Source organism: Actinokineospora sp. PR83 (genome assembly GCF_021056305.1).
GTDB lineage: Bacteria > Actinomycetota > Actinomycetes > Mycobacteriales > Pseudonocardiaceae > Actinokineospora > Actinokineospora spheciospongiae.
Window position 1 is genome coordinate 1 of the sequence record NZ_JAJCXD010000041.1, and the last position, 24,349, is coordinate 24,349.

Genomic DNA, 24,349 nt, shown 5'->3' on the forward strand with positions numbered 1-24,349 from the left:
CGGCGTCGGCGGCGCCGTAGCGCAGCTTGCCGGGGCCGACGCGCACGGTGGGTACCAGGCCGTACCGCAGTTCCCAGGCACGCAGGGCGCCCGGCGCCACCCCGAGCCTGCGCGCCAGCGACTCCCGCGTCCAGGAGGTCCGGCCAGTGCCACCGACCACGCGCCCCACCCTCCGGCCGCCGGTAGGCGGGCGGACAGCCCCGCCACGACTTGTGCGGAACCCCCACTTCACGACCCACGACGACCGTCGGCACGATCGATCGCACGGGGGCCGGACGGGCAGTCCCACGCCCGGAGGGGGCGCAGGGCGGCGGTCACTTCACGTGCACGACGCGGCGCGGTAGTGCTCGTAGGCCGCGACGAGCACCGACAGCGGCACCTCGACCGCGTCCTCGCCGGGGGAGAACCGGATCTGGGCGAGCGCCCCGGGGTCCACCACCGAGTGTCCCTGCACCACCACGGTGCCGTGCGAGGTCAGGTAGAACGCGGGACAGGCCTCGCCGTCCTGGCACGCCAACCCCATTCGGGTCAATTCGACCATCCCGGCCTCCTTCGCCGACGGACGCGCCCGCGTGGCGTCACCGTTCGGGGTTCGACGTCGTCACCTGCTCCGGTCGCGGGCGACCGCCCGGCACGACCCGGGGCCGAGTTCGGGAACGGCCACCGCTGTGGAGAGGCTATAGAACCCGCCGAGTGTCTACCACCCCTTGCCGGTCCTCCGTCGACCACGGAAGAGTGGTTCTCGCACCGGTAGTCGGTGCGGCACAACATAGCTGTGGATTAATCGGTTCCAGCGCACCCAGAATGCCGCTCCCCCAACGAAGAATCCTAAGTAGACTGGCAAGCCGTCGGACCACCGGCGCTCGGGCGCGGTCCTACTCCCTGGTTCGCAGGAGCAGCGCCACCTGCTCCTGGGCCGGCACCGCACCCACGCGGTGGTGGGGACCGTGGCCGAACACGAGGCCGCCGTGCCTGGCGCGCCGGGGGCCGAACACGCCGGGATCGGCGTGGCGGCGGGGGTCCCGACACGCCGCGCCGACCATGACCCGCACGGCCTCCTCGACCGGAACACCCCCAGAAGTCGTGACCCAGGGTGGGCGAGGTCGGGTGGGGTGCACCGCCGCTTCCTCGCGCAGGGCCGCCAGGAACTCGTACGGGTGGCCGTGGCGGTGGAGCGCGGGGTCCTCGAAATCGGGTGCCGGGCAAGCAGAGCCGCGGGAACGGAGTTCAGGTATATCGAGGAGGCGGTCACGGCGCTGGAGTGGTTGTCCGGCGCCGAGGTCGACTGGACGCGGTGGTGGCCCGGGGCCCGGCGGCCCCGCCGCGTGCCGCTGTTCGCCTACCCCTTCGACCGCCGCGTCTGCCTGCCGAAGGATGCCGGACCGGTCCCGCCGGGTCACCCGCCGCACCCCGCGGTCCCGGCGGTCGAACCGGTCGGCGGCAACCGGTAGCCGACACCGCCCGTTCCGACTTCCTGGACAGGGACCCCGACCGAACCGACCTCGCCCTAGCCTCGGGTGGTCTGGTCCAGGAAGAGGGGGTGCGGTGAACCTGAAGTCACTGGAGATCCTGCTGGCGATCGACCGCTCGGGGTCCTTCGCCGAGGCGGGCAGGCAGGTCGGGCTGAGCCAACCCGCGATCAGCATGCAGATCAAGGGCCTCGAGGGCGAGTTGGGCGTAGAACTTTTCGACCGCAGCGTCCGGCCCGTCGCGCTCACCGACGCCGCACGGGCCATGTTGGAACCGGTCCGCGCGATCGTCGGCCTGGTGGAACTGTTACACGGCCTCGCGTCCGGTCCACCGCCGGGCGCCGGGAACCTGCGCCTCGGCGCGGTGCCCACCGCCGCGGCGGGTTGGTTGCCCGGTGCGGTGACCGCGCTGGGCGCCCGCAGGCCCGGGACGCGGGTGGAGGTCGTCGAGGACGACTGCGCGGGCCTGCTGCGCTCGGTGTCGTCCGGCGACCTCGACGCGGCGGTGGTGCCCGGACCCGTGGCGCCGGGCACCGAGGTCACCCGGGTGCCGCTGCTGACCGAGCGGGTCGTGCTGCTCACCGCGACCACGGGCGCCACCGGGGGCGCGGGCTTGCCCGTGCTGTGCTCGAAGGGGGAACGAGCGCTGGGCGCCGCCGCCCGCCACCTGGGCGGGGCCCGGCGACCGGTGGTGCACCTGGACTCGATCGAGGTCGTGCTGGGCCTGGTCGCCCGCGGCATGGGGGTGGCACTGCTGCCGGAGGGGGCGCTGCCCGTCCCGCTCCCCGTCGAGGTGGCGGTGCGCCCGCTGCCCGACCCGCGGGCGACCCGGACGCTGTGGTTGGTCCACCGCGTCGACGGACTCGCACCGGACCTGGCGCGCGAGCTGGTCGCGGCGCTGCGGGACACCGCCGCGAACCGCGCTGCCCGGATCGAGGGGACACGGCGTGGTGCGGACGTCCCGGCCGCGCGCCCGGTGCACGCCACCGCGGGCTGACGGTCGTGGGCGCCCCGACCGCGGACCGGCGGTGACACCACCGCCCCACACGCTCCCGACACGCCGATCGACCCGGCCGTGCGCCGCGGGCTCGGCGGTGGTCACATCTGAGTCGGCGAGCCCGGTGGCGGACGTTCGGTGGGCGCCCACCGCGGCGACGACGGGGAGAGGACCGATGGCGAACGTGGTGAGGAGGAGCGACCGGTGATGTTCCGCCTGCTGGGCCCGCCGGCGGTGTCCACGGCGAACGGCGCCCAGGTCGAGGTGCGCGGCGCGCAACCGGGTGGTGCCGGCGTCGCTGCTGCTCAACGCCAACCGGGTGGTGTCCACCGGCGCGCTGCTGGCGCCAGCCTGGCACGGCAAGGACCCGGCCGGGGCGGAGAACGTGCTGGAGGCGCAGGTCAAGCGACTGCGCGCCAAGCTGGACTCCTGGGACCCCGGCGGCAGGGGGCGCCGCCGCCTGGCCACCCGCGGGCGCGGCTACCTGCTGCACGTGGACGAGGGTGAGCTGGACGTCGACCGGTTCACCGCGCTGCGGGCGCGGGGCCGGGCGCTGCTGGGCGAGGACCCCCGCGCGGCGCGCCCGGCCGCGCGGGCAGGCCCGGCCGCAGGCTCGGTGTCGTCGGACAGGTGGCGCGCGGCCCACCGGCGCACGGAGAAGCCGGTCAGGGGTTCGGGGTCGGGCCCCGCCCACCGGGCAGGACGGCGGTGTCGTCGTCGAGGTCGTCGGCCAGTTCGTGCAGCACGGCCATCCCGGTGGTGGCGACCGCGGATGACGATGTCCTGACGAAACGCCACCGATGCGCTGACGGCAGGTCGCGGCAGGTCGTACACCCGCCTACAACTGACAGCGGCGGGTCGGCGGCGCGAGCGCGGACGTGGACGAGCCCCACCTCTTCCCGAAATGTGACACACAAAGCACCACCGCCCCCGTCATCGTCTTTCACGGTGAAAATCGAGGTTAATTCCGAGCGTAATTCCACAGCACTCGGAATATCAGGCCGGGCATCGCCACCGATTGGCCGTCGCCGTCACACCAATGGCGGAACAGGGGCCGCGCACAGGGGAAGTCCCCACCATTCCCCGTCACTGCGAATATGTGGAATCAGGCCATCGCGCGGGTACGTTCACAGTGGTCACCGACCACTGAACCACACCGGACCCGTCCCCCTGGAGCGCCTGATCGACATGACCGAAACCCTCTCGTCGGCACCCAGCGCCGGTGGGCCCCTGAAGAAGGCCTTCGAGCTGCTGGAGACGATCGCGCAGGCACCCGGTCCGACGTCGCTGTCGAGCATCACCCGGCAGTCCGGGAAGCCGAAGTCCTCCGTGCACCGCATGTTGCGCATCCTGCTCGACCTGGACCTGGTGACCCGGGTGCAGGACGGTTACGTCCTCGGGTCCTACCTGGGCGACCTGACCCGCGACAGCGCGCGGTCGCGGGCCGAGCGGCTGCGCCGGGTGCTCAACCCGTACCTGGTCGAACTGCGCGACGCCACCGGCGGCATCGTGATCACCGCGGTGCTGAGCGGGCCCGACGTCGAGATCGTCGACACCTTCTACACCCGGCACTGGGCGCCGCTGGTCCTGCGCTCACCCGTCACCGCCCCCGCGCACTGCACGGCCGTCGGGCGTGCGCTGCTGGCCCACCGGCCCGACGCGGTCTCGTTGCTGGAGGAGCACTTCCCGCAGCGGCACACCGAGCGGACCCGCACCTGCGTGGTGGACCTGGCCCGCCAGTTCGAGGTCACACGCAACCGCGGCGTCGCCCTGGTCGACAGCGAGTACCTCCCCGACACCACCGCGATCGGGGCGCCCCTGCTGACCGGAGACCAGCACCCGTTCATGGCCATCGGCGTGTGGGCGCCCAAGGGCCGGATCGACGTGACCCGCGCCATGAATGCCGTATTCCGTACGGCCGAAGCCATTCGCGTGGACCTGACCAGCGACCGCACACCGATGACCGCGTGCTGATCGCCCCACCCGCGCAAGTACCACTCCCCGGAAAGCGCCGGACGACGATTCCCGTGCCGTAATGCGAATCGTCGTCAGGGTCGCTTTCCCGACCAGGACCACGGGATCATCGACAAGTAGCTCGTCGCGGGCCTCGACAAGCGCACGACCCGGGTCACGGTGTGCCGCGCAGGTCTCGCAGGACCCGCCCCAGCACGACCCGCGCTTCGGCGCCGAATGCGCACTTGTCCTGCACGGCGTTGAACAGCTCCAGGTAGTCCGACACCTCCTCCGGGTCGCGGATGGTGGTGTAGGCGGTTTGCAGGCTGATCGTGACCAGGCGCTCGTCGTAGACGTAGAAGCTGTGCCTGGGCTGGGCGAGGACCGGTCTGTGCCAGGGCAGCACCCCGAGGCGCACCGTGGGCGAGGAGGTGAAGTCGATCAGGGTCCGCACCTGCTCGGCCATCGTCGCGGCCGGGCCGCGGCACCACCGCACGGCGCTCTCGGTGAGCAGGAAGGTGAACTGCTTGTCCGGGCGCGCGAGCAGGCGCTGCCGCTGCTTGCGGGCGGCGACCGCGGCGTCGACCTCGTCCGGGGACAGCGACGGGAAGCAGGTGCGCATGTACCGCTCGGTCTGCAACTGCCCGGGCACCATCGAGATCTGCAGGCAGTGCGTGCGGGTGGCCTTCTCCTCCATCCGGTTGATCTCCTGCTGCCTGCGGTGCGCGCCGCGGTGCAGCATCACCCGCGGGCTCTCGTAGTCGGTGTGCAGCGCGCGCAGCAGGGAGAGCAGCTCGTCGAGCACCGCCTCGGGTGCGCCGGTCACCTCCGCGATCGCCCGCACCTCGGCCGAACCGGGCAGCGCCATCCCGGTCTCGATCTTGGAGAGCTTCGGCTGGCTGATGCCGACGGCCTTCGCCAGCACGATCCCCGTCATGCCCGCGTCCACCCGCAGTCGGCGGAGCCCGCTGGACAACCGGGCGCGGATCAGTTCGGAGTGTTCCGGCGAGATCATGGGAGGATGCTGACGACGAAACCGCCCGCCACCAAATCGCCCACCGGTGATGCAGTCAGCACCCGCCGCGCGAAACCACACCGCTGCTCGGCGCACCGGCGCGCCGAGCAGGGATGGCCCCGGCTGCCGACCAGCGGGCCACCCGGTTCGCAAGCGGGCAGACCGCGGGCCGAACGGGCACGGGTGCGGCGGAACCGGGCACCGAACGGGCAGCGAACGGAACCGACGACGCAGGCGGCCCGGCCACCCGGGCAGGTGGTGCCGGGTGCCGCACGGACCCGGTACCCGGGCCTTCCGGTCAGGTCGGGCGGCCGTGCGGCCATCCTGGACCGGGCCCACCGCCGTCGTCGGTCGACCGCGGGCACCGGTGCGGCCCGCGCCTGGACCGCGGCACCTCGGGTGTGGTTCCCGGTCGCTGCTCAGCCGTGGTCGCGCAGCAGTGCCGCGATGTCGTCATCGGGTGTCAGGTACGCCCCGGACAGCCGGTCGGCCGCGCCCGCGGCGAGGTCGACGAGCACCTCGGCCGCCCGCCGCGGGCTGGTGAAGCGGCCGTGGTCGCGCTGCTCGCGCAACCAGTCGCCGACCCCGTCGCCCCAGTACTCGCCGGTGGCGCCGAGGTCGATCCGGCGCTGGGTGATGCCCAGGTCGACCAGACCGGGGTGGTAGCTGAGCACCGAGACCCCGGTTCCCGCCAGCTCGGGCGCGAGGTTGTCCCCGACCTTGATCAGGGCTGCCTTGGACACCGAGTAGGACGACAGGTTGGGCCAGCGGTGCCTGCCCGCGGAGCTGACGACGTTGACGATGCGCCCCGACCCGCGGGCCACCATGCCCGGCAGCACGGCCCGGCAGACCCGCAGGCTGCCGCGCAGGTTGACCTCCACCGCGTGCCACCACTGGGCCTCGTCGGTCTCCCACAGCGGTCCCGCCGGGCCCGCCACGCCCGCGTTGTTGACCAGCACGTCCACCGCCCCGAACTCGGCGACGGCGCGCCGCACCACCTCGGGCGCGGTGTCGTCGGTGATGTCCAGCGGGGCGCAGAGCACCCGCGCGCCGCGGGAGCGGGCGGCCTCGGCCACCTCGGCTAGGGCGTCGCCGTCGCGCCCGGTGAGGACGAGGTCGGCCCCGGCCTCCGCGACGTGCTCGGCGAACAACCGGCCCAGCCCCCCGTACGCGCCGGTGATCAGGACCGTGGTGCCCGCCAGCGGCTCGGTGTCCACAGTGGTCATGGGGCGCTCGGCCGGGTCGAGCTGGGCCCGCAGGTGCTTGGCCAGCGTCCGCGGCGTCGGGTGGTCGAAGACGGCGGTCACCGGCAGCGACAGGCCGGAGAGCCGCTCGACGCGGTCGCGCAGCTCCAGCGCGGTCAGCGAGTTGAGCCCCACCTCGAACAGCGTGGAGTCCGGGGAGACGTCTTCGGACCGGTGCCCGAGGACGTCGGCGACCGCGGCGGTGATCATGGCGGTGAGGTCTCCCCCGCCCACCTCCACCGCCCGGGCCGGGGCCGCGGACACGGGCGGGGCCGTGGCCACCGTGGTGAGCCGCACCGGCAGCAGCACCGGGTCGGGGGCGCCCAGCGCGCCGTCGAAGGCGGCCAGGGCGTCCGCGGTGGACATCGGTTCGACCCCCGCGCGGGCGAGCCTGCGCAGGTCCACCTCGTCGAGGTGACCGCTGAGGTCACCGCGCTCGGCCCACAACCCCCAGGCCAGCGACAGGCCGGGCAGCCCGGCGGCGCGGCGGGCTCGCACCATGGCGTCGACGCAGGCGTTGGCCGCGGCGTAGTTGGCCTGCCCGGCGGTGCCCCACCACCCCGCCGCCGACGAGCACACGACGAACCAGTCCAGGTCGTGGTCGCGGGTCAGCGCGTCGAGGGCGGTCACCGCGTCGACCTTGGGCGCGAGCACGCGGTCGAAGTCCGCCGGGGTCAGGCGGTCGAGCACCGCGTCCGAGGTCGTCCCGGCGGCGTGCACGACGCCGCGCAGGTCTTCGATGCCCGCGAGCAGGTCGGCGACCTGCTCGTGCCGGGAGACGTCGCAGGCGCGCACGAGCACCGAGGCGCCGCGGTCGCGCAGCTCCCGCGCCAGCCGCGCCAGGCCGGGCGAGTGCTCGCCGCGGCGGCTGACCAGCACCAGCCGGTCGACGCCGTGGGCGTCGACGGCGTGCCGGGCCAGCGCCGAGCCGACCACCCCACCCGCGCCGGTGACCAGGAGCGCGCCGCCCCGCCACGGGGGCGCCGGGTGGGCGGCGGCGGGGCGCAGCCGGGGGGCGTGCGGGCGCCCGCCGCGCACCGAGATCCGGGGTTCGTCGGCGAACACCACCGGTCCGTCGGTGTCGACGAGCCGGATGCGGTCGGGGTGCTCGGTCTGCGCGGAGCGCAGCAGTCCCCACACCGCGGCGCGCACCGGGTCGGCCTCGACGTCGGTGCCCACCACCACGACCCGTTCGCCGCGCGCGATCACCCGGTCGCGGACGAACGCGGTGGCCTCGGCGAGCGCGCCACGCACGCGCCGGGGCAGCGGGTCGTCGTCGGCACCGCCGGGGAGGATCGCCTCCAACCGGGTGTGCCTGCCTGCCTCGACCGGTGCCACCTCCTCCCAGTCCACCCGGTGCAGCACACCGCCCTCACCGACGGCGAGGTCGACCGGTCGGGCGTGGAGCTGTTCGGCGCTGAACACCGGCCTGCCCGCCGCGTCCCACGCCGCCAGGGCGACCGAGTCCGGGCCGGTGGCGGTGAGGCGCACGCGCAGTTCGGTGCCGCAGGCACCGTGCACCTGGGCACCCGCCCAGGAGAACGGCAGCCGGGTGGAGCCGGTGTCGGCGAGCAGGACCCCCGCGGCCACCGGGTGCAGGGCCGCGTCGAGCAGCGCCGGGTGCACCGCGTGCGGCCCGGCCTCGACCGGCAGCCGCACCTCGGCGTACAGCTCGCCGTCGGCGCGCCACAGCGCCCGCAGCCCGCGGAAGGCGGGCCCGTAGTGCAGGCCGCGGGCGGCGAGGGCGTCGTGCAGCCCGGTGGTGTCGACGGGTTCGGCACCGGCGGGCGGCCACTGGACCTGCGCCGGGGGCGCCGCGGTCGGGGCGACCACCCTGGCGTGGGCGTGCCGGGTCCACGCCGCGTCGCGCGCGGTCCTGGCGGACACCGCCACCGACCGCGCGCCGCGCTCGTCCGGCGCCGAGACGTGCACCTGGACCTCGGCGGGGGCGACGAGGGGCTCGGTGAGGACGAGTTCTTCGACCCGGCCCGAGCCTGCCCGGACAACCAGGTCGAGCACCGCGGTGGCGGGCACCACGACCTGGTCTCCCACGCGGTGGTCGGCGAGCCACGCCGGGCGCGCGGGAGAGAGCCAACCGGTGTGCACGCTGCCGCCCTCGGCCAGGTCGACGGCGGTGTCGAGCACGGCGGGGTTCCCGGCCACGTCGGTGCTGTCCAACCAGTACCGACGCCGCTGGAAGGCGTAGGTCGGCAGCGGGACGGTCGTCCCGGTGCCCGCGAGGGCGGTGGTGAGGTCGACGTCGACCCCGGCGGCGAACGCCTCGGCGAGCGCGGCGACCAGGCTTTCCCGGTCGGCGGTGCGCGTTCCGAGCCGCAGGGTGGTGCTCGCCTCCGGAACGGTCGTGCGGGTGAGCACGGGCGGCTGGTGGTCGAGGCCGTCCACGACAGCGCGGATCTCGTCCTCGGGCAGGGACCTGCTGCGCGCGACGACGAGGTGGGCGGCGTCGGCCAGCGACAGCTCGCCCGCGACGTGGGCCGCGGCGGGCTCGTCGACACCGGTGCCCACCACCGCGTCCGGGCGGACCCGCCAGGAGCGCACCAGCCAGAACAGCGCCACGGCGAGGGCGAACCGGGCGGGCTGGGCGTACTCGGGCCGCCGCAGCGACTCGGCGTGCTCCGGGTCGAAGACCACCGACCGCAGCGGCCGGTCCAGGTGCGGGTCGAAGGCCGCGCAGGCGGCGTCGAACGCCTCGGCGAACACCGGGTGCGCCCGGTGCAGGGCACTCCCCGCGCCGGTGTGCGGCTGCTCGTCGGAGAACAGGACCGCGACGTCACCGCCGTCGACGACGCCGGTCGTGACCCCGGGGGCGGGGTCCCCCGCGGCGAGCGCGGCGAGGGCGGGCAGCGGGTCCGCGCACCGCACGGCGGCCCGGTGCGCCAGCGGGGTGCGCGCGGCCAGCGACACCGCCACGTCGCCGGGGTGCGCGCCGGGGTGGGCCACCAGGTGCGCGTGCAGCCGGGCGGCCTGCTCGCGCAGGGCCTCGGCGGTGCGGCCGGACAGCACCCAAGGCGTGGTGACGCGTTCGACCGCGGGGAGGTCCTGCGGCGCGGGCGCCTCCTCCACCACCACGTGGGCGTTGGAGCCGCTGATGGCAAACGCCGACACCCCGGCCCGGCGGGGCCGGTCACCGCGCGGCCACGGCGTCGCCGCCGTGAGCAGGCGCACGGGGCTGGTGGACCAGTCGATGTGCGGGGTGGGCGTGCTGACGTTGAGGCTGCGCGGCAGGACGCCGTGCCGCAGGGCCAGCACCACCTTGATCACCGCGGCCACGCCCGCGGCGGCCTGGGCGTGACCGGTGTTGGACTTCACCGACCCCAGCCACAGCGGGCGGTCGCGGTCGGGGCCGAAGACCGCGTCGAGGGCCTGGACCTCGATGGGGTCGCCCAGCGGGGTCCCGGTGCCGTGCGCCTCCACCACGTCCACATCGGACGGTTCGAGGCCCGCGGCGGCCAGGGCCGCGCGCAGGACCCGCTGCTGGGCCGGGCCGCTGGGCGCGGTGAGCCCGCTGCTGGCGCCGTCGGAGTTGGTCGCCGAGCCGCGCACCACCGCCAGCACCGGGTGGTTGTTGGCCAGGGCGTCGCTGAGCCGCTCCAGCAGCAGCACACCCGCGCCCTCGCCCCAGGCCACGCCGTCGGCGTCGGCGGAGAACGGCTTGCACCGCCCGTCCGGGGACATCGCGCGCAGCCTGCTGAACTCGGTGAAGGTGCCGGGGGTGGACATCACCGTCGCCCCACCGGCCAGGGCCAGGGTGCACTCCCCCGCGCGCAGCGCCTGGCAGGCCAGGTGCAGGGTCACCAGCGACGAGGAGCAGGCGGTGTCGACCGCCATCGTCGGGCCCTGCAACCCGAGCAGGTAGGAGATGCGGCCCGCGGCGACGCTGCCCGCGGTGCCGATGGTCAGCTGCCCCTCGGCGCTGGGCGGCGCGAGGTGCGGCGGGGGCCCGTAGTCGTGGTACATCAGGCCGACGAAGACCCCGGCCCGCGACCCGCGCAGCGCTCGCGGGTCCAGCCCGCCGCTCTCCACGGCCTCCCAGGCGGTCTCCAACAGCAGCCGCTGCTGGGGGTCGATGGCCGCGGCCTCCTTCGGCGCGATGCCGAAGAACGGGGCGTCGAAGCCCGCGACGTCGTCGAGGAACCCGCCGCGCCTGGTGTAGCTGCGCCCGGACCTGGTGGGGTCGGGGTCGTAGAGCGAGTCGAGGTCCCAGCCGCGGTCGGTGGGGAACTCGCCGGTGACGTCGCGCTCGTCGGCGAGCACCTGCCAGAGCTGCTCCGGGGAGCGCACCCCGCCGGGCAGGCGGCAGGCCATGCCGACGATCGCGATGGGCTCCTCGGCGCGGTCCTCGGCGGCGCGCAGCCGCTCCCGGGTGCGGTAGAGGTCGACGGTCAGCTTCTTCAGCGCCGACCGGAGCTTGTCGTCGCTCATCAGACGGCCCCGAACTCGCGGCCGATGAACGCCAGCAGTTCCTCGTCGCTGGAGTCGGCCAGGTCCTCGGCCAAGTCGTCGGCCAGGTCGTCGGCGGAGGACGGCGGGGTGACCGCGGGGGTGACCGCGCCGGTGCTGGCGGTGCCTGCGGTACCGCCGTCGGCGCCGTCGTCGACGAGCAGGCCGAGCAGGTGTTCGGCCAGCGCCGTCGGTGTCGGGTGGTCGAACAGGGCGGTGGTGGTGAGCTTGACCCCGGTGGCGGCCTTGAGGCGGTTGCGCAGCTCCAGGGTGGTGAGCGAGTCGAACCCGATCTCCAGGAACCCGCGCGCCAGGTCGATCGCCTGCGGCCGGTCGTGGCCCAGCACGGCGCCCACGTGCGTGCGCACCACCGCGAGCACGGTGTCGACCCGGTCCTCGGCGGGTGCGGCGGCCAGCCGCCGGGCCAGGTCGTCGCGCTCGGGCACCACGGCCGGGCGCGACCGCTGGGGCGCCGGGCGGACCAGCTCGCGCAGCACCGGGGCGGGCGAGCTGCCCGGTGCGACGGCGAACCGGGCCGTGACCAGCAGCGCCGCGTCGGTGCCGAGCGCGTCGTCGAACAGGGCCAGGCCCTCGCCGCCGGTGATGGGGGCGATGCCCGAGCGGGCGAGGCGGTCGCGGTCGACGGCGGTGAGCCCCTCGGCCATCCCGAGGCCCCCCTCGGCCTCGGCCCACGGTCCCCAGGCCAGTGCGGTGGCGGCCAGCCCGCGCGCCCGCCGGTGCTGGGCCAGGGCGTCGAGGAAGCTGTTGGCCGCGGCGTAAGCCGCCTGCCCGGGGGTGCCGAGCAGCCCGGAGACCGAGGAGAACAGGACGAACGAGCGCAGCTCCAACCCGGCGGTCAGCTCGTGCAGGTGCCAGGCGGCGTCGACCTTGGGGCGCAGCACGGCGTCGACGCGCTCGGGCGTCAGCTCGGCCACCACCCCGTCGTCGACGACGCCCGCGGCATGGACGACGGCGGTCAGCGGGTGCCGCTCGGGGAGGGCGGCCAGCACCGCGGCCAGCGCGGCGCGGTCGGCGACGTCGCAGGCGGCAACGGTGACCGCCGCGCCCAGCCCGGTCAGCTCGGCCTCCAGCTCCGCGATCCCCCCGGCGGCCGCACCGCGCCTGCTCACCAGCAGCAGGTGCCGGGCGCCGTGGTGGCGTACCAGGTGGCGGGCCACCAGCGCGCCCAGGGCGCCCGCGGCGCCGGTGACCAGGACGGTGCCGTCGGGGTCGAGGGCGCCCCCCTCCCGTGGCCGGGCGACCGCGGGCACCACCCTGGGCACCAGCAGGCGCCCCCGGCGCACCGCCACCTGCGGCTCACCGGTGGCCACGGCCGCGGCCAAGACGGAGTCGGCCAACTCCCCGTCCACGTCGACCAGGACGAAGCGGCCGGGGTGCTCGGCTTGCGCGGAGCGCACGAGTCCCCACGCGGCGGCGGCGGCGAGGTCGGTGGGGCCCGCCTCGTCGTAGTCGGTGGCGACGGCACCGGTGGTGCACACCACCACTGGGTCGTCCTCCCCCTGCACCGTGCTCAGCGCGCGGTGCAGCAGGTCGTGCGCGGCGGTGACCGGGTCGGTGTCCTCGCCGGTGAGCCGGACGACCAGCGGCGCGGTCGCCGCGTCGGCCCGCGCCGGGGTGGCGGTGCGCCAGGTGAGCTCGTGCAGCAGCCCGCCGCGGCGGGCGGTGGCCGCGCGCAGTTGCTCCGGCGACACCGGCCGCAGGGTGATCGAGTCGACCGTGGCGACCGGGTTGCCCGCCGGGTCGGTGATGTCGATGGCCATGGTGTCCACGCCCTTGGCGGTCAGCCGCACCCGCACCGACGTGGCCCCGGTGGCGTGCAGGGTGATCCCGGACCAGGAGTAGGGCACGCGGACCTGGTGCTCGGTGCCGGGCTCGGTGCCGACCGCGGCCAGTTGCAGGGTCGCGTCGAGCAGCGCCGGGTGCACCCCGTGGGTGCCGGGGTCGGCGTCGGCGGGCAGCGACACCTCCGCGTAGCGGACCGGGCCGCTGCGCCACCCGGCCCGGATGCCGGTGAAGTAGGGGCCGTAGCCGAGACCGGCGTCGGCCAGCCGCCGGTAGAACGGCTCGACGGGGATGGGCTCGGCGTCGGCGGGCGGCCACTGCGCCACGGCCCTGGCCTCCAGGGGCTCCGCGGCGAGCGCGCCGGTGGCGTGGTGGGTCCACTGCCCGGCCGGGTCGTCCACGAAGCGCGAGTGGACGGTGAACGCGCGCAGGCCGCCGCCGTCGACGGGCTCGACCACCAGGCGGAGCTGGCGGGTCCGGTCCGGCTCGGCGGAGACGAACACGTGGTGGTTGATCTCGTCGATGCGCCCGAAGCCCAGCCGCCTGCCCGCCCACAGGGCCATGTCGACGAACGTGGTGCCAGGCAGGATCGGGGTGCCGTGGACGAGGTGCTGCGGCGTCCAGTGTGGAATCTGCAACGTCAGCGCGCCGGTGAACACCGTCGTGCCGTCCGGCAGCTCCACCGCGGTGCGCACCAGGGGGTGGTCCACGGCGTCCTGGCCGAGGGCGGAGGCGTCCGCGGCGGCCGGGCGGGCGGTGGGCCAGAAGCGCTGGTGCCGGAAGGGGTAGGTCGGCAGCCCGTCCGGCAGCGTCGCCGCGCGCGGGAAGAACCGCTCCCACGCCACGTCGTGCCCGCGGGCGTGCGCGGCGGCCAACGCGGCGACGACCGCGGTGTCCTCGGGCGCGCCGCGCAGCGACGTCGGGATGACCTCGCCGTCGACCGTCCCCAGCAGTGGGGTCAGCACGGCGCTGGGCCCGATCTCCACGAAGGTGGTGACGCCGCGGTCGACGAGCACGCGCAGGGCGTCGTGGAAGCGCACGGTGCCGCGGGCGTGGTCCACCCAGTGGCCCGGGTCGATCGAGGCCCCGGCGGGGAGGGGCTCCCCGGTGGCGGTGGAGACCAGCGGGATCGTGGGGGCGCGGTGCTCCAGGGTGCGCACGGCGTCGGCGAACCCGTCGAGGACCGGGTCCATCAGCGGCGAGTGGAACGCGTGGCTGACGGCGAGCCTGCGCACCCACCGCCCGCGCTCGCGCCACTGCCGCTCCAGCTCGGCCACGGCGGGCTCGGCGCCGGAGAGCACCACGGAGCGCTCGCCGTTGACCGCGGCGATGGAGACCTGCTCGGCGACCCCGCTCAGGTCGATCTCGTGCTCGGCGGCCTGCACCGCCAGCATGGCGCCGCCCTCGGGCAGCGCCTGCATGAGCCGGGCGCGGGCGGACACCAGCGCGCACGCGTCGGCCAGCGACAGCACCCCGGCGACGTGGGCCGCGGCGATCTCCCCGATCGAGTGGCCCACGACGAAGTCGGGGACGACGCCGAAGTGCTCCACGAGCCGGTACAGCGCGGTCTCGAAGGCGAACAGGGCGGGCTGGGCGAGCCCGGTGCGCTCCAGCGGCGCGGGGTCCGCGCCGAACACAGCCGCCTTGACGTCGACCTCCAGCAGCGCGCACACCTCGTCGAACGCCTTGGCGAAGACCGGGAACGCCTCGTACAGCCGGGCTCCCATGCCCAGCCGCTGGGCGCCCTGGCCGGAGAACAGGAACGCCGTGGCGCCGTCGCGGCCGCCGGGGACGGCGGTGGCGAGCTTGTCCAGCAGCTCCCGGCGGTCGGTGGCGGCGAAGCCGACGCGGCGCGGGAAGTGGGTACGGGTCGTGGCCAGCGCGGCGCCGAGCGCCGCGGGTTCGACCTCGGGGTGGGCGGTCAGGAACTCCCGCAGGCGCCCGGCTTGGGCGAGCACGGCGTCGTCGTCGCGGCCGGAGAGCACGACGGGCACCGCGGTCGTCGGCGGTCGCGGGTCCGCGGCGGGTTCCCGCTCGGGGGCCTCCTCGACGATGAGGTGCGCGTTGGTGCCGCTGATGCCGAAGGACGACACCGCGGCGCGCCGGGGCGCGTCCGACCGCGGCCAGGCCACCGGCTCGGTCAGCAGCGACAGCACCGACCAGTCGACGTCGGCCACCGGCCGCTCGGCGTGCAGGGTGCGCGGGAGTTCCCCGTGCCGCAGCGCCATGACCAGCTTGATCAGCCCGCCCACGCCCGCGGCGGCCTGGGCGTGGCCGATGTTGGACTTCAGCGAGCCCAACCACAGCGGCCGGTCGCGGTGCCCGCCGTAGGCGGCGGCGAGGGCGCGCGCCTCGATGGGGTCGCCCAGGGCGGTGCCGGTCCCGTGCGCCTCGACCGCGTCGACGGCCGCGGGCGCCAGCCGGGCGTTCGCGCACGCCTGGCGGATGACCGCCTCCTGGGCGGGGCCGCTGGGGGCGGTGAGCCCGTTGCTCGCGCCGTCGGAGTTGACCGCGGAGCCGCGGATCACCGCGAGCACGGGGTGGCCTTCGGCCAGCGCGTCGCTGAGCCGCGCCAGGACCAGGACGCCCGCGCCCTCGCTCCACCCGGTGCCGTCGGCGTCGGCGGAGAAGGACTTGCAGCGCCCGTCCGGGGCCAGGCCGCGCTGCCTGCTGAACTCCACGAAGGTGTCCGGGGTGGCGATCACCGTCGCGCCCCCGGCCAGCGCCAGCCCGCACTGGCCCGCCCGCAGCGCGGACACGGCCTGGTGGACGGCGACCAGCGACGACGAGCACGCGGTGTCGATGGTGAGGGCGGGTCCGCGCAGCCCCAGGGTGTAGGCGATGCGGCCGGAGGCGACGCTGGTGGAGTTGCCGGTGAGCAGGTGGCCCTCGGTCCCCTCGGCACCGCGCAGCAGCGACTCGTAGTTGTCGTGCACCGCGCCGACGAACACGCCGGTGTCGGTGCCGTGCAGGGTCGACGGCGTGATCCCCGCGCGCTCCAGGGTCTCCCACACCAGCTCCAGGAGCAGTCGCTGCTGCGGGTCCATCGCCAGCGCCTCGCGGGGGCTGATGCCGAAGAAGTCGGCGTCGAAGTCGGCCACCGCGTCGAGGAACCCGCCGCGGCGGGTGCTCGTCGTCCCGGGCTCCTCGCCCGTCGGGTCGTACCCGACCTCCCAGCCGCGGTCGGTGGGGAACTCGCCGGTGGCGTCGCGGCCGTCGCGCACGAGGTCCCACAGCGCTTCGGGGGTGTCCACCCCGCCCGGGTAGCGGCAGGCCATGCCGAGGACGGCGATCGGTTCGTGGTCGCGGTCGGCCGCCGCCCGCAGTTGCTCGCGGGCGTGGTGCAGGTCGGTGGTGGCCCGCTTGAGGTACTCGCGGAGCTTGCCCTCGACGGTCATGGGGTTTCCTTCTCCTCGTCCACGTCGCGCACTTCGCCGGGCCGACCGGACCAGCGGTCGGCGACCTGTCGGCGCCCGACCGAGGCTAGGAAGCCGGAACCGCGCCCTCAAACACGAGTTCCGGAAAGCTGTACCGCCCCGCCGGGCGCGGCATCCCCGCCGTTCAGCTATCCAGAACGGCTGATCGACGCGCGGTCCGGCCGGTGTTGGGATCACTGTGCCGCCCCGCGCTCGACACGATCGATGGGAACTCCCGATGGACGCCGGTCAGTTGCCGCACGACAACGCCCTCGCCGTGGTGGGGATGGCGTGCCGCCTCCCCGGCGCCGACGACCCGGACGCGTTCTGGCGGCTGCTGTTGTCCGGTGTGGACAGTGTGTCGTCCGTCCCGCCGGGGCGGTGGGCGACCCCCGGCGAGGGGGCGGACGCCGCGACGGGCTTCGGCGCCTTCCTCGACGACGTGGCGGGCTTCGACGCGGAGTTCTTCGGCGTGTCCCCCCGCGAGGCGGCGGCGATGGACCCGCAGCAGCGCCTGGTGCTGGAACTGGTGTGGACGGCCCTGGAGGACGCGGGGATCGTGCCCGCGGCGCTGGCGGGGCGGAGCGTCGGGGTGTTCGTGGGGGCGATGCGCGACGACTACGCCGTGCTCAGCCTGGCCGACGAGGCCGCGATCGACCCCACCGCGGTCACCGGCACGCAGCGGGCCGTCATCGCCAACCGCGTCTCCTACGCGCTGGGGCTGCGCGGCCCCAGCATGACCGTCGACACCGCCCAGTCCTCGTCGCTGGTCGCGCTGCACCTGGCCGCGGGCAGCCTGCGCTCGGGCGAGTCCGAGGTGGCCGTCGCCGCGGGGGTCAACCTCAACCTGCTGCGGTCGGGCGCGGTGGCCGCGGCGCGGTTCGGCGGGCTGTCCCCGGACGGGCGGTGCTTCACCTTCGACGCCCGCGCGAACGGCTTCGTGCGCGGCGAGGGCGCCGGGGTGGTCGTGCTCAAGCCGCTGGCGCGCGCGGTCGCCGACGGCGACCCCGTGCACTGCGTGCTGCTGGGCAGCGCGGTGAACAACGACGGCGCGACCTCCGGGCTCACCGTGCCCGGCGTCGAGGCGCAGTGCGAGGTGCTCCGCGCGGCGTGCGCGGACGCGGGCGTGGACCCGGGCGCACTCCAGTACGTCGAGCTGCACGGTTCGGGCACCCGGGTCGGCGACCCGGTGGAGGCGGCGGCGCTGGGGGCGGCCCGCGGGGACGCGGCGCCGCTGCCGGTCGGGTCGGTGAAGACCAACCTCGGGCACCTGGAGGGCGCGGGCGGGATCGTCGGGTTCATCAAGACCGCGCTGGCGGTCGAGCACGGCGTCATCCCGCCCACCCTCAACCACGAGCACCCCAACCCCGACATCGACTTGGAGCGGCTGCGGCTGCGGGTGGTGACCGCGGCCGAGGACTGGCCGGGGAACGGAGAGCCGCGGCTGGCGGGGGTCAGCTCCTTCGGCATGGGCGGCACCAACTGCCACGTCGTCCTCGGCGCCGCGCCACCGGCCCGCCCCGCCCCCGCGCCCGGACCGGTCGACGCGGTCTGCGTCCCGCTGTCGGGGCGCACCGAGGACGCGCTGCGCGCGCAGGCGGACCGGCTCGCGGCGCACCTCGACCGCGACCAGGGCGCCGACCTCGCCGCGGTGGCGCACGCGGCGGCGACCACCCGCACCGGCTTCGGCCACCGCGCGGCCGTGGTCGCCCGCGACCACCCGGAACTCGTGCGGGCCCTGCGCGCCACCGCCGAGGGCCTGCCGGACCCCGCCACGACCCTCGGGCGGGCGCGGCCCACCGGGCGGACGCTGTTCGTCTTCCCCGGCCAGGGCTCGCAGTGGGTGGGCATGGCCGGTGCGCTGCTGGACTCCTCCCCGGTCTTCCGCGACAGCATCGATGAGTGCGCCGAGGCCCTGGCGCCGTTCACCGACTGGTCGCTGCACGAGGTGCTGCGCGGCGGCGACGGCCTCGACCGGGTCGAGGTCGTGCAGCCCGCCCTGTTCGCGGTGATGGTCTCCCTGGCGGCGGTGTGGCGCTCGCTGGGGGTGCGGCCCGACGCGGTGCTCGGGCACTCCCAGGGCGAGATCGCCGCCGCCTGCGTGGCCGGGGCGCTGACCCTGGCCGACGCGGCCGAGGTGGTCGCCCTGCGCTCGCGGGCGCTCGCCGCCCTGGCGGGCACCGGCACGATGGCGGTCGTGGCGCTGCCCGCCGAGCGGGTGCGGTCGCTGCTCGGGGCCCACCCGGGGCTGGAGGTCGCCGCGCTCAACAGCCCGGTGTCCACAGTGGTCAGCGGGCCCGAGGCGGCCGTGGTGGCGTTCGTGGCCGCGTGCGAGGGCACCGGGGTCCGGGCCCGCCGGGTCGCGGTGGACTACGCCTCCCACTGCGCGCAGGTCGACGTGGTGCGCGAGCGGCTGCTGCGCGACCTGGACGGGTTGACGCCGCGGGCGCCGCAGGTGGCCTTCTACTCCACCACGACCGGCGAGCGGGTCGCGGAACCGGTGCTCGACGCGCAGTACTGGTTCGACAACCTGCGCTCCCCCGTGCTGTTCGCGGGCACGGTCGAGACCGCGCTGGCCGACGGCCACGACGTCGTGGTGGAGGTCAGCCCGCACCCGGTGCTGCTCGGCGCGGTGGCCGAGGTCGCCGAGGCCCGGGGAGCCGATCCGGTGCTCGCCGAGACCCTGCGCCGCGACAGCGGGGACTGGGCGCGCGTGCTCACCTCCGCGGCAGCCCTGCACGTCGCGGGCGCACCGGTCGACTGGGCGCGGTCCCTCCCGGCCGTGCCCGCCACCCGACCGCGCCTGCCCACCTACCCCTTCCAGCGGCGCCCGTACTGGCTGCCCGGCACGGCGGCCACTTCCCCGGTGACCACTCCCCCGGCGGCAACCGCACCGGCCCACACCACACCGGTGCACGACCCCGCCCCGGCCGAGCAGCGGGCGCTGAGCGGGCCCCGGGTGCTCGCGCTCGTCCGCGCGCACACCGCGGTCGTCCTCGGCCACACCGACGGGGCCGCCATCGACCCCACCAGCACGTTCAAGGAGCTGGGGCTGGACTCGCGCACCGCCGTGGAGCTGCGCGACCGCGTGGGCGCGGCCACCGGGGTGCGGCTGCCCACCTCGGCGGTGTACGACCACCCCACCCCGTCCGCGCTGGCCGAGGCGCTGCGCGCCCGCCTCGGCGAGGAGGACCGCCCCGAGCCGGTCGCCGCGGCCGGGGCGCACGCCGCGGACGACGACCCCGTCGCGATCATCGCCGTGGGGTGCAGGCTGCCCGGGGCGCGGTCGCCGGAGGAGCTGTGGCGGCTGCTCGTGGCGGAGACCGACGCCACCGGCGACATCCCCGCCGACCGCGGCTGGGACCTGGAGCACCCGGTGCCCATCAGCACCCGCCGCGGCGGGTTCCTCGCCGACGCGGGCGACTTCGACGCCGACCTGTTCGGCATCCGGCCGCGCGAGGCCGAGGCGATGGACCCCCAGCAACGGCTGCTGCTGGAACTGGCGTGGGAGGTCTTCGAGCGGGCCGGTCTGGACACCGCGGCGCTGCGCGGTTCCCGCACGGGGGTCTTCGCCGGGGTCATGGCGCAGGACTACGGGCCGCGGATGCACGACCGGACGCCGCTGACCGGGTACCTGCTGACCGGCAGCGCCACCAGCGTCGCCTCCGGGCGCATCGCCTATACCTTCGGCCTGCGCGGCCCGGCGATCACCCTGGACACCGCCTGCTCCTCGTCGCTGGTGGCGGTGCACACCGCCGCCGCCGCCGTCCGCGCGGGCGAGTGTTCGCTGGCCCTGGCAGGCGGGGCGACGGTGATGGCCAACCCCGGCCTGATCGTCGAGTTCGAGAAGCAGGGCGGGCTGGCCGCCGACGGCCGGTGCAAGTCGTTCTCCGCCGCCGCCGACGGCACCGCCTGGGGCGAGGGGGCGGCCCTGGTCCTGCTGGAGCGGCTGTCGGACGCCCGGCGCAACGGGCACCCGGTGCTGGCCGTGCTGCGCGGCAGCGCGGTCAACTCCGACGGCGCCAGCAACGGCCTGACCGCGCCGAACGGCCGGGCGCAGGTCGAGGTCATCCGCGACGCCCTGGCCGCCGCGGGCCTGCGCGCCGGTGAGGTCGACGCCGTGGAGGCGCACGGCAGCGGCACCGTCCTCGGCGACCCGATCGAGGCGCTGGCGCTGGCGGACACCTACGGCCGCGAGCGCGCGCCGGAGGACCCGGTCTGGTTGGGCTCGCTGAAGTCCAACACCGGCCACACGCAGGCAGCCGCGGGCGCCGCCGGGCTGGTCAAGGTGGTGCTGGCCCTGCGCCACGAGCTGCTGCCCAGGTCCCTGCACGTGACCGAGCCGACCCCGCACGTGGACTGGTCCCGCGCCGGGGTCCGCGTCCTCGACCGCGCGGTGCCCTGGCCCGCGGGCGACCGGCCGCGCCGGGCGGCGGTGTCCGCGTTCGGCATCGGCGGCACCAACGCCCACGTGGTCCTGGAGGAGGCCCCGCGTGAGCCATCCACAATGGACAGCACTGCCCGCCCCGCGGACAGTGTCGGACCCGCGGACGGCGGTGAGCCCGCGGTCGTCGCGTGGCCGCTGTCGGCGGCCACGCCCGCGGCGCTGGGCGCGCAGGCCGAGCGGCTGCGCGGGTTCGCCGCCGACCACGGCGACGTGCCGCCCGCCGAGGTCGCCGCGGCGCTGACCCGGTGCCGGACCGCGCTGCGCGAGCGCGCGGTCGTGCTGGGGCCGGACCGGGCGGCGGTCGTGGCCGGGCTGGGCGCGCTGGCCGGGGGCAGGTCGACCAGGGAGGTGGTCCGCGGGGCCGTCGTGGCGGGCGGGACGGCGCTGCTGTTCACCGGCCAGGGCAGTCAGCGGGTGGGCATGGGCGTGGAACTGGCCGGGGCGTTCCCGGTGTTCGCCGCGGCGCTGGCAGAGGTGTTCGCACACCTCGACCCCGACCTGCCGCGGGTGGTGGCCGAGGAGCCCGACCTGCTCAACCGCACCGAGTACGCCCAACCGGCGCTCTTCGCCATCCAGGTGGCGCTGCACCGGTTGCTGGCGGACTGGGGGGTGACCCCCGACTTCCTCGCCGGGCACTCCATCGGCGAGATCGCCGCCGCGCACGTGGCGGGGGTGCTGTCGCTGCCCGACGCCTGCCTGCTGGTGACCGCCCGGGGCAGGCTCATGCAGGCGCTGCCCGAGACCGGCGCCATGCTGGCCGTCGAGGCCACCGAGGACGAGGTGGGCGGGCTGCTCGGTGCCGAGCTGGCCGTGGCCGCGGTCAACGGGCCGCGCTCGCTGGTGCTCTCCGGCGCCGAGCACGCCGTCGACGCCGCGGCGCGGCACTTCCCCGGGGCCAAGCGGCTGCGGGTCAGCCACGCCTTCCACTCGCCGCTGATGGAGCCCGCGCTGCGGGAGTGGCGGCGGGTGGCCGGGGGCGTGACCTACCACCCCGCGCGCGTCCCGGTGGTCTCGACGGTGACCGGTCGGCTCACCACCGCCGACGACCTGGCCTCGGCCGACTACTGGGTGCGCCACGCGGCCGGGACCGTGCGCTTCCACGACGCGGTGGGAGCGCTGGCCGCCGAAGGCGTCCGCACCTTCCTGGAGGTGGGACCCGGCGGTGTGCTCAGCGCCCTGGGACCGGCGTGCCTGCCCTCGGTCGACGACGCGCTGTTCACCCCGCTGCTGCGCCGCGACAAGCCCGAGGCCCGCACCGCGGTGGCGGCGGTTGCGGCGGCCCACGTCCGCGGCGTGGCCGTGGACTGGGCCCGGGTCGGCGGCCACACCGGTCCGGTGCGCGTCGAGCTGCCGACCTACGCCTTCCAGCGCGAGCGCTACTGGGCCGCCTCCGGTGCGGGCGAGGCCCCGCAGGTGACCACCACCGAGTGGCGGTACCGGGAGGAGTGGACCCCGATCGCACCGCGGCGGGCGGCCGACCCCACCGGGACCTGGGTGCTCGTGACCGAGGCGGACCGGGACGGGCGCTGGACGCGCGCGCTCACCGAGGCCCTGACCGGGCGGGGCGCCCGCGTGCACCACCTCCCGGCGGGGGACGACCGCGCCGAGCTGACCCGGCGGCTGCGCGCACTCGACCGGGTGGACGCCGTGGTGTCCCCGCCCGCCCTGGCGGACCTGCCCCGCACCCTCGCGCTGGTCACCGCGGTCGCCGATCTCGACCGGCCGGTCCCGCTGTGGCTGCTGACCGAGGGCGCCGTGGGCACCGGCGCCGACGACCCGGTGCGCGACCCCGCCCAGGCACAGGTCTGGGGCCTGGGGCGCACCGCGGCGCTGGAGCACCCCGGCTGCTGGGGTGGGCTGGTCGACCTGCCCACCGACCCGGACGGCGCAGTGGTCGACCGGTTGCTCGGCGTGCTGGCCCGACCCGGCGCCGAGGACCAGGTCGCGATCCGCGGCACCGCGGTCCTCGGGCGCCGGGTGCGGCAGGCCCCGGCGGCGGTGGCGCGGGAGCGGTGGCGGCCGACCGGCACCGTGCTCGTCACCGGGGGCACCGGCGCCCTCGGCGCGCACCTGACCCGGTGGTTGGCCGACGGGGGCGCGGAGCACGTCGTACTGGCGAGCAGGCGGGGCGCGGCGGCGGAGGGCGTGGCCGCGCTGAGCGCCGAGCTGGCCGAGCGGTCGGTCGGCGTGACCGCCGTCGCGTGCGACGTCACCGACGCCGGGGCCGTCACCGCTCTGCTGGACGACCTCGCCGCCGGGGGCAGGCCGGTCCACACCGCCATCCACGCCGCGGGGGTCAACCACGTGCGCCCCCTGGCCGAGACGACGCCCGACGACCTGCGCCGCGTCCTGCGGGGCAAGGCGGGGGGCGCGCGGGTCCTCGGCGACCTGCTCGCCGCCGGGCGCGTGCGCGAACTGGTGCTGTTCTCCTCGGCCGCGGGCGTCTGGGGCGGGCGGGGGCAGGGCGCGTACGCCGCGGCCAACGCCCACCTCGACGCGCTGGCCCAGGACCTGCGTTCCCGGGGCCACCGCGCGGTGTCGATCGCGTGGGGCACCTGGGCGGGAGCGGGCATGGGCGCCGACGAGGAGCTGGCCCGCGGCCTGGCCCGCTCCGGGATGCGCCCGCTGCCCCCGCGGCAGGCGCTGCGCGCCCTGGGCGAGGTCCTCACCGCGGACCAGGCGACGATCACCGTGGCCGACATCGACCGGGACAGGTTCGCGGCGCTGTTCTCCGCGGCCCGCGAGCGCAACCTGTTCGACGGGATGGTGGCGGCGGAGGAGGTGACCACCGCCGGGACGGCGCCGCTGCGGGCGGAACTGGCCGCCCTGGCACCGGATGACCGCCACCGCCACCTGCTCGCCATCGTGCTGCACCACGCCGCCGCCGTGCGCGACCAGGACACCACCGACGAGTTCCCGCCCGACCAGGCCCTGCGCGACCTGGGCTTCGACTCGCTGATGTCGGTGGAACTCCGCGACCGCCTCCAGGAGGCGACCGGCCTGCCGCTGGCCAGGACCGTGGTGTACGAGCACCCGAGCGCGCAGGCCCTCGCCCTGCACCTGCTCGGCGAACTCGACCACGACGGCGAGGAGGACCTGGCGGCCCTGGTGGACCGCCTCGAATCAGCGGTGGCCGCGGCCGCGGTCCCACCCGCCTGCATCATCGAACGGCTCACCGCCCTGTGCGACCGGGCCCGCGGCGGCGGCGACAGCGGCGGCCCGGGCGCGACCGGCGCCGACCGGATCGCGGCAGCAACCGACGATGAGCTGTTCGACCTGATCGACGGCGAGTTGCGCTTCGACACCGGGTCCGGCGCCCGGGACACCGGGACGTCGGGGCACCGGCCCTGACGCGTCCCGGGTCCTCGGAGCGCCGTCAGTCGGCGGGGTGCTGGTCGTGGACCGGACTCGACCCCAGCAGCGACGCGCAGGATCGTCGACTCGGCGTGCCGGTCCGCCGCCGACCGCCCGCCGATCGGCGGGTCGTCCCCGCTCGTGCCGAATGGCATGGGCGGGGAGTCCGCTCAGGAGGAGGTGCCCGGCC

General features: G+C 76.1%; 9 protein-coding genes and 1 pseudogene. 5 read left to right on the top strand and 5 right to left on the bottom strand.

Going from position 1 to position 24,349, the window contains the following annotated elements; translation table 11 throughout:
• Both L6E12_RS35725 and L6E12_RS15315 read right to left on the bottom strand, forming a co-directional pair.
• On the bottom strand, window positions 1-289 hold a 289-nt coding region (locus L6E12_RS35725; RefSeq protein ID WP_374201885.1), incomplete at its 3' end, for a MerR family transcriptional regulator.
• Window positions 290-319: 30 nt separating this feature from the next.
• Window positions 320-541, bottom strand: coding sequence for a hypothetical protein (locus tag L6E12_RS15315; protein WP_236228579.1), 222 nt, complete (start codon window positions 539-541; stop codon window positions 320-322).
• A gap of 571 nt (window positions 542-1,112) precedes the next feature.
• On the opposite strand from L6E12_RS15315, the gene L6E12_RS15320 reads away from it, so the two are divergent.
• The 4 genes from L6E12_RS15320 to L6E12_RS15335 all read left to right on the top strand — a co-directional run bounded on the left by L6E12_RS15320 (window position 1,113) and on the right by L6E12_RS15335 (window position 4,440).
• A complete protein-coding gene (locus L6E12_RS15320; RefSeq protein ID WP_236228580.1) occupies window positions 1,113-1,451 on the top strand; it encodes a hypothetical protein in 339 nt (112 codons plus the stop codon).
• Between the two features lie 94 nt (window positions 1,452-1,545).
• Window positions 1,546-2,466, top strand: coding sequence for a LysR family transcriptional regulator (locus L6E12_RS15325; RefSeq protein ID WP_236228581.1), 921 nt, complete (start codon window positions 1,546-1,548; stop codon window positions 2,464-2,466).
• Between the two features lie 286 nt (window positions 2,467-2,752).
• On the top strand, window positions 2,753-3,253 hold the full coding sequence (locus tag L6E12_RS15330) for a helix-turn-helix domain-containing protein (RefSeq protein WP_236228582.1): 501 nt from the start codon (window positions 2,753-2,755) through the stop codon (window positions 3,251-3,253).
• A 401-nt stretch (window positions 3,254-3,654) separates the two neighbouring features.
• A complete protein-coding gene (locus L6E12_RS15335) occupies window positions 3,655-4,440 on the top strand; it encodes an IclR family transcriptional regulator (protein WP_236228583.1) in 786 nt (261 codons plus the stop codon).
• A gap of 154 nt (window positions 4,441-4,594) precedes the next feature.
• Here L6E12_RS15335 and L6E12_RS15340 read toward each other — a convergent pair whose 3' ends face one another.
• The 3 genes and pseudogenes from L6E12_RS15340 to L6E12_RS15350 form a co-directional block, all read right to left on the bottom strand.
• Entirely contained in the window at window positions 4,595-5,434 is an 840-nt protein-coding gene (locus L6E12_RS15340; RefSeq protein ID WP_236228584.1) for a helix-turn-helix transcriptional regulator, read from the bottom strand.
• Between the two features lie 419 nt (window positions 5,435-5,853).
• Window positions 5,854-11,118, bottom strand: a pseudogene (locus L6E12_RS15345) (SDR family NAD(P)-dependent oxidoreductase); the annotation flags it as partial.
• A gap of 2 nt (window positions 11,119-11,120) precedes the next feature.
• Entirely contained in the window at window positions 11,121-16,340 is a 5,220-nt protein-coding gene (locus tag L6E12_RS15350; RefSeq protein ID WP_236228586.1) for a type I polyketide synthase, read from the bottom strand.
• Window positions 16,341-16,596: 256 nt separating this feature from the next.
• Between L6E12_RS15350 and L6E12_RS15355 the strand changes: the two genes are divergently transcribed.
• Window positions 16,597-24,156, top strand: a complete 7,560-nt coding sequence (locus tag L6E12_RS15355; protein ID WP_236228587.1) for a type I polyketide synthase — start codon at window positions 16,597-16,599, stop codon at window positions 24,154-24,156.
• Window positions 24,157-24,349: the final 193 nt, after the last annotated feature.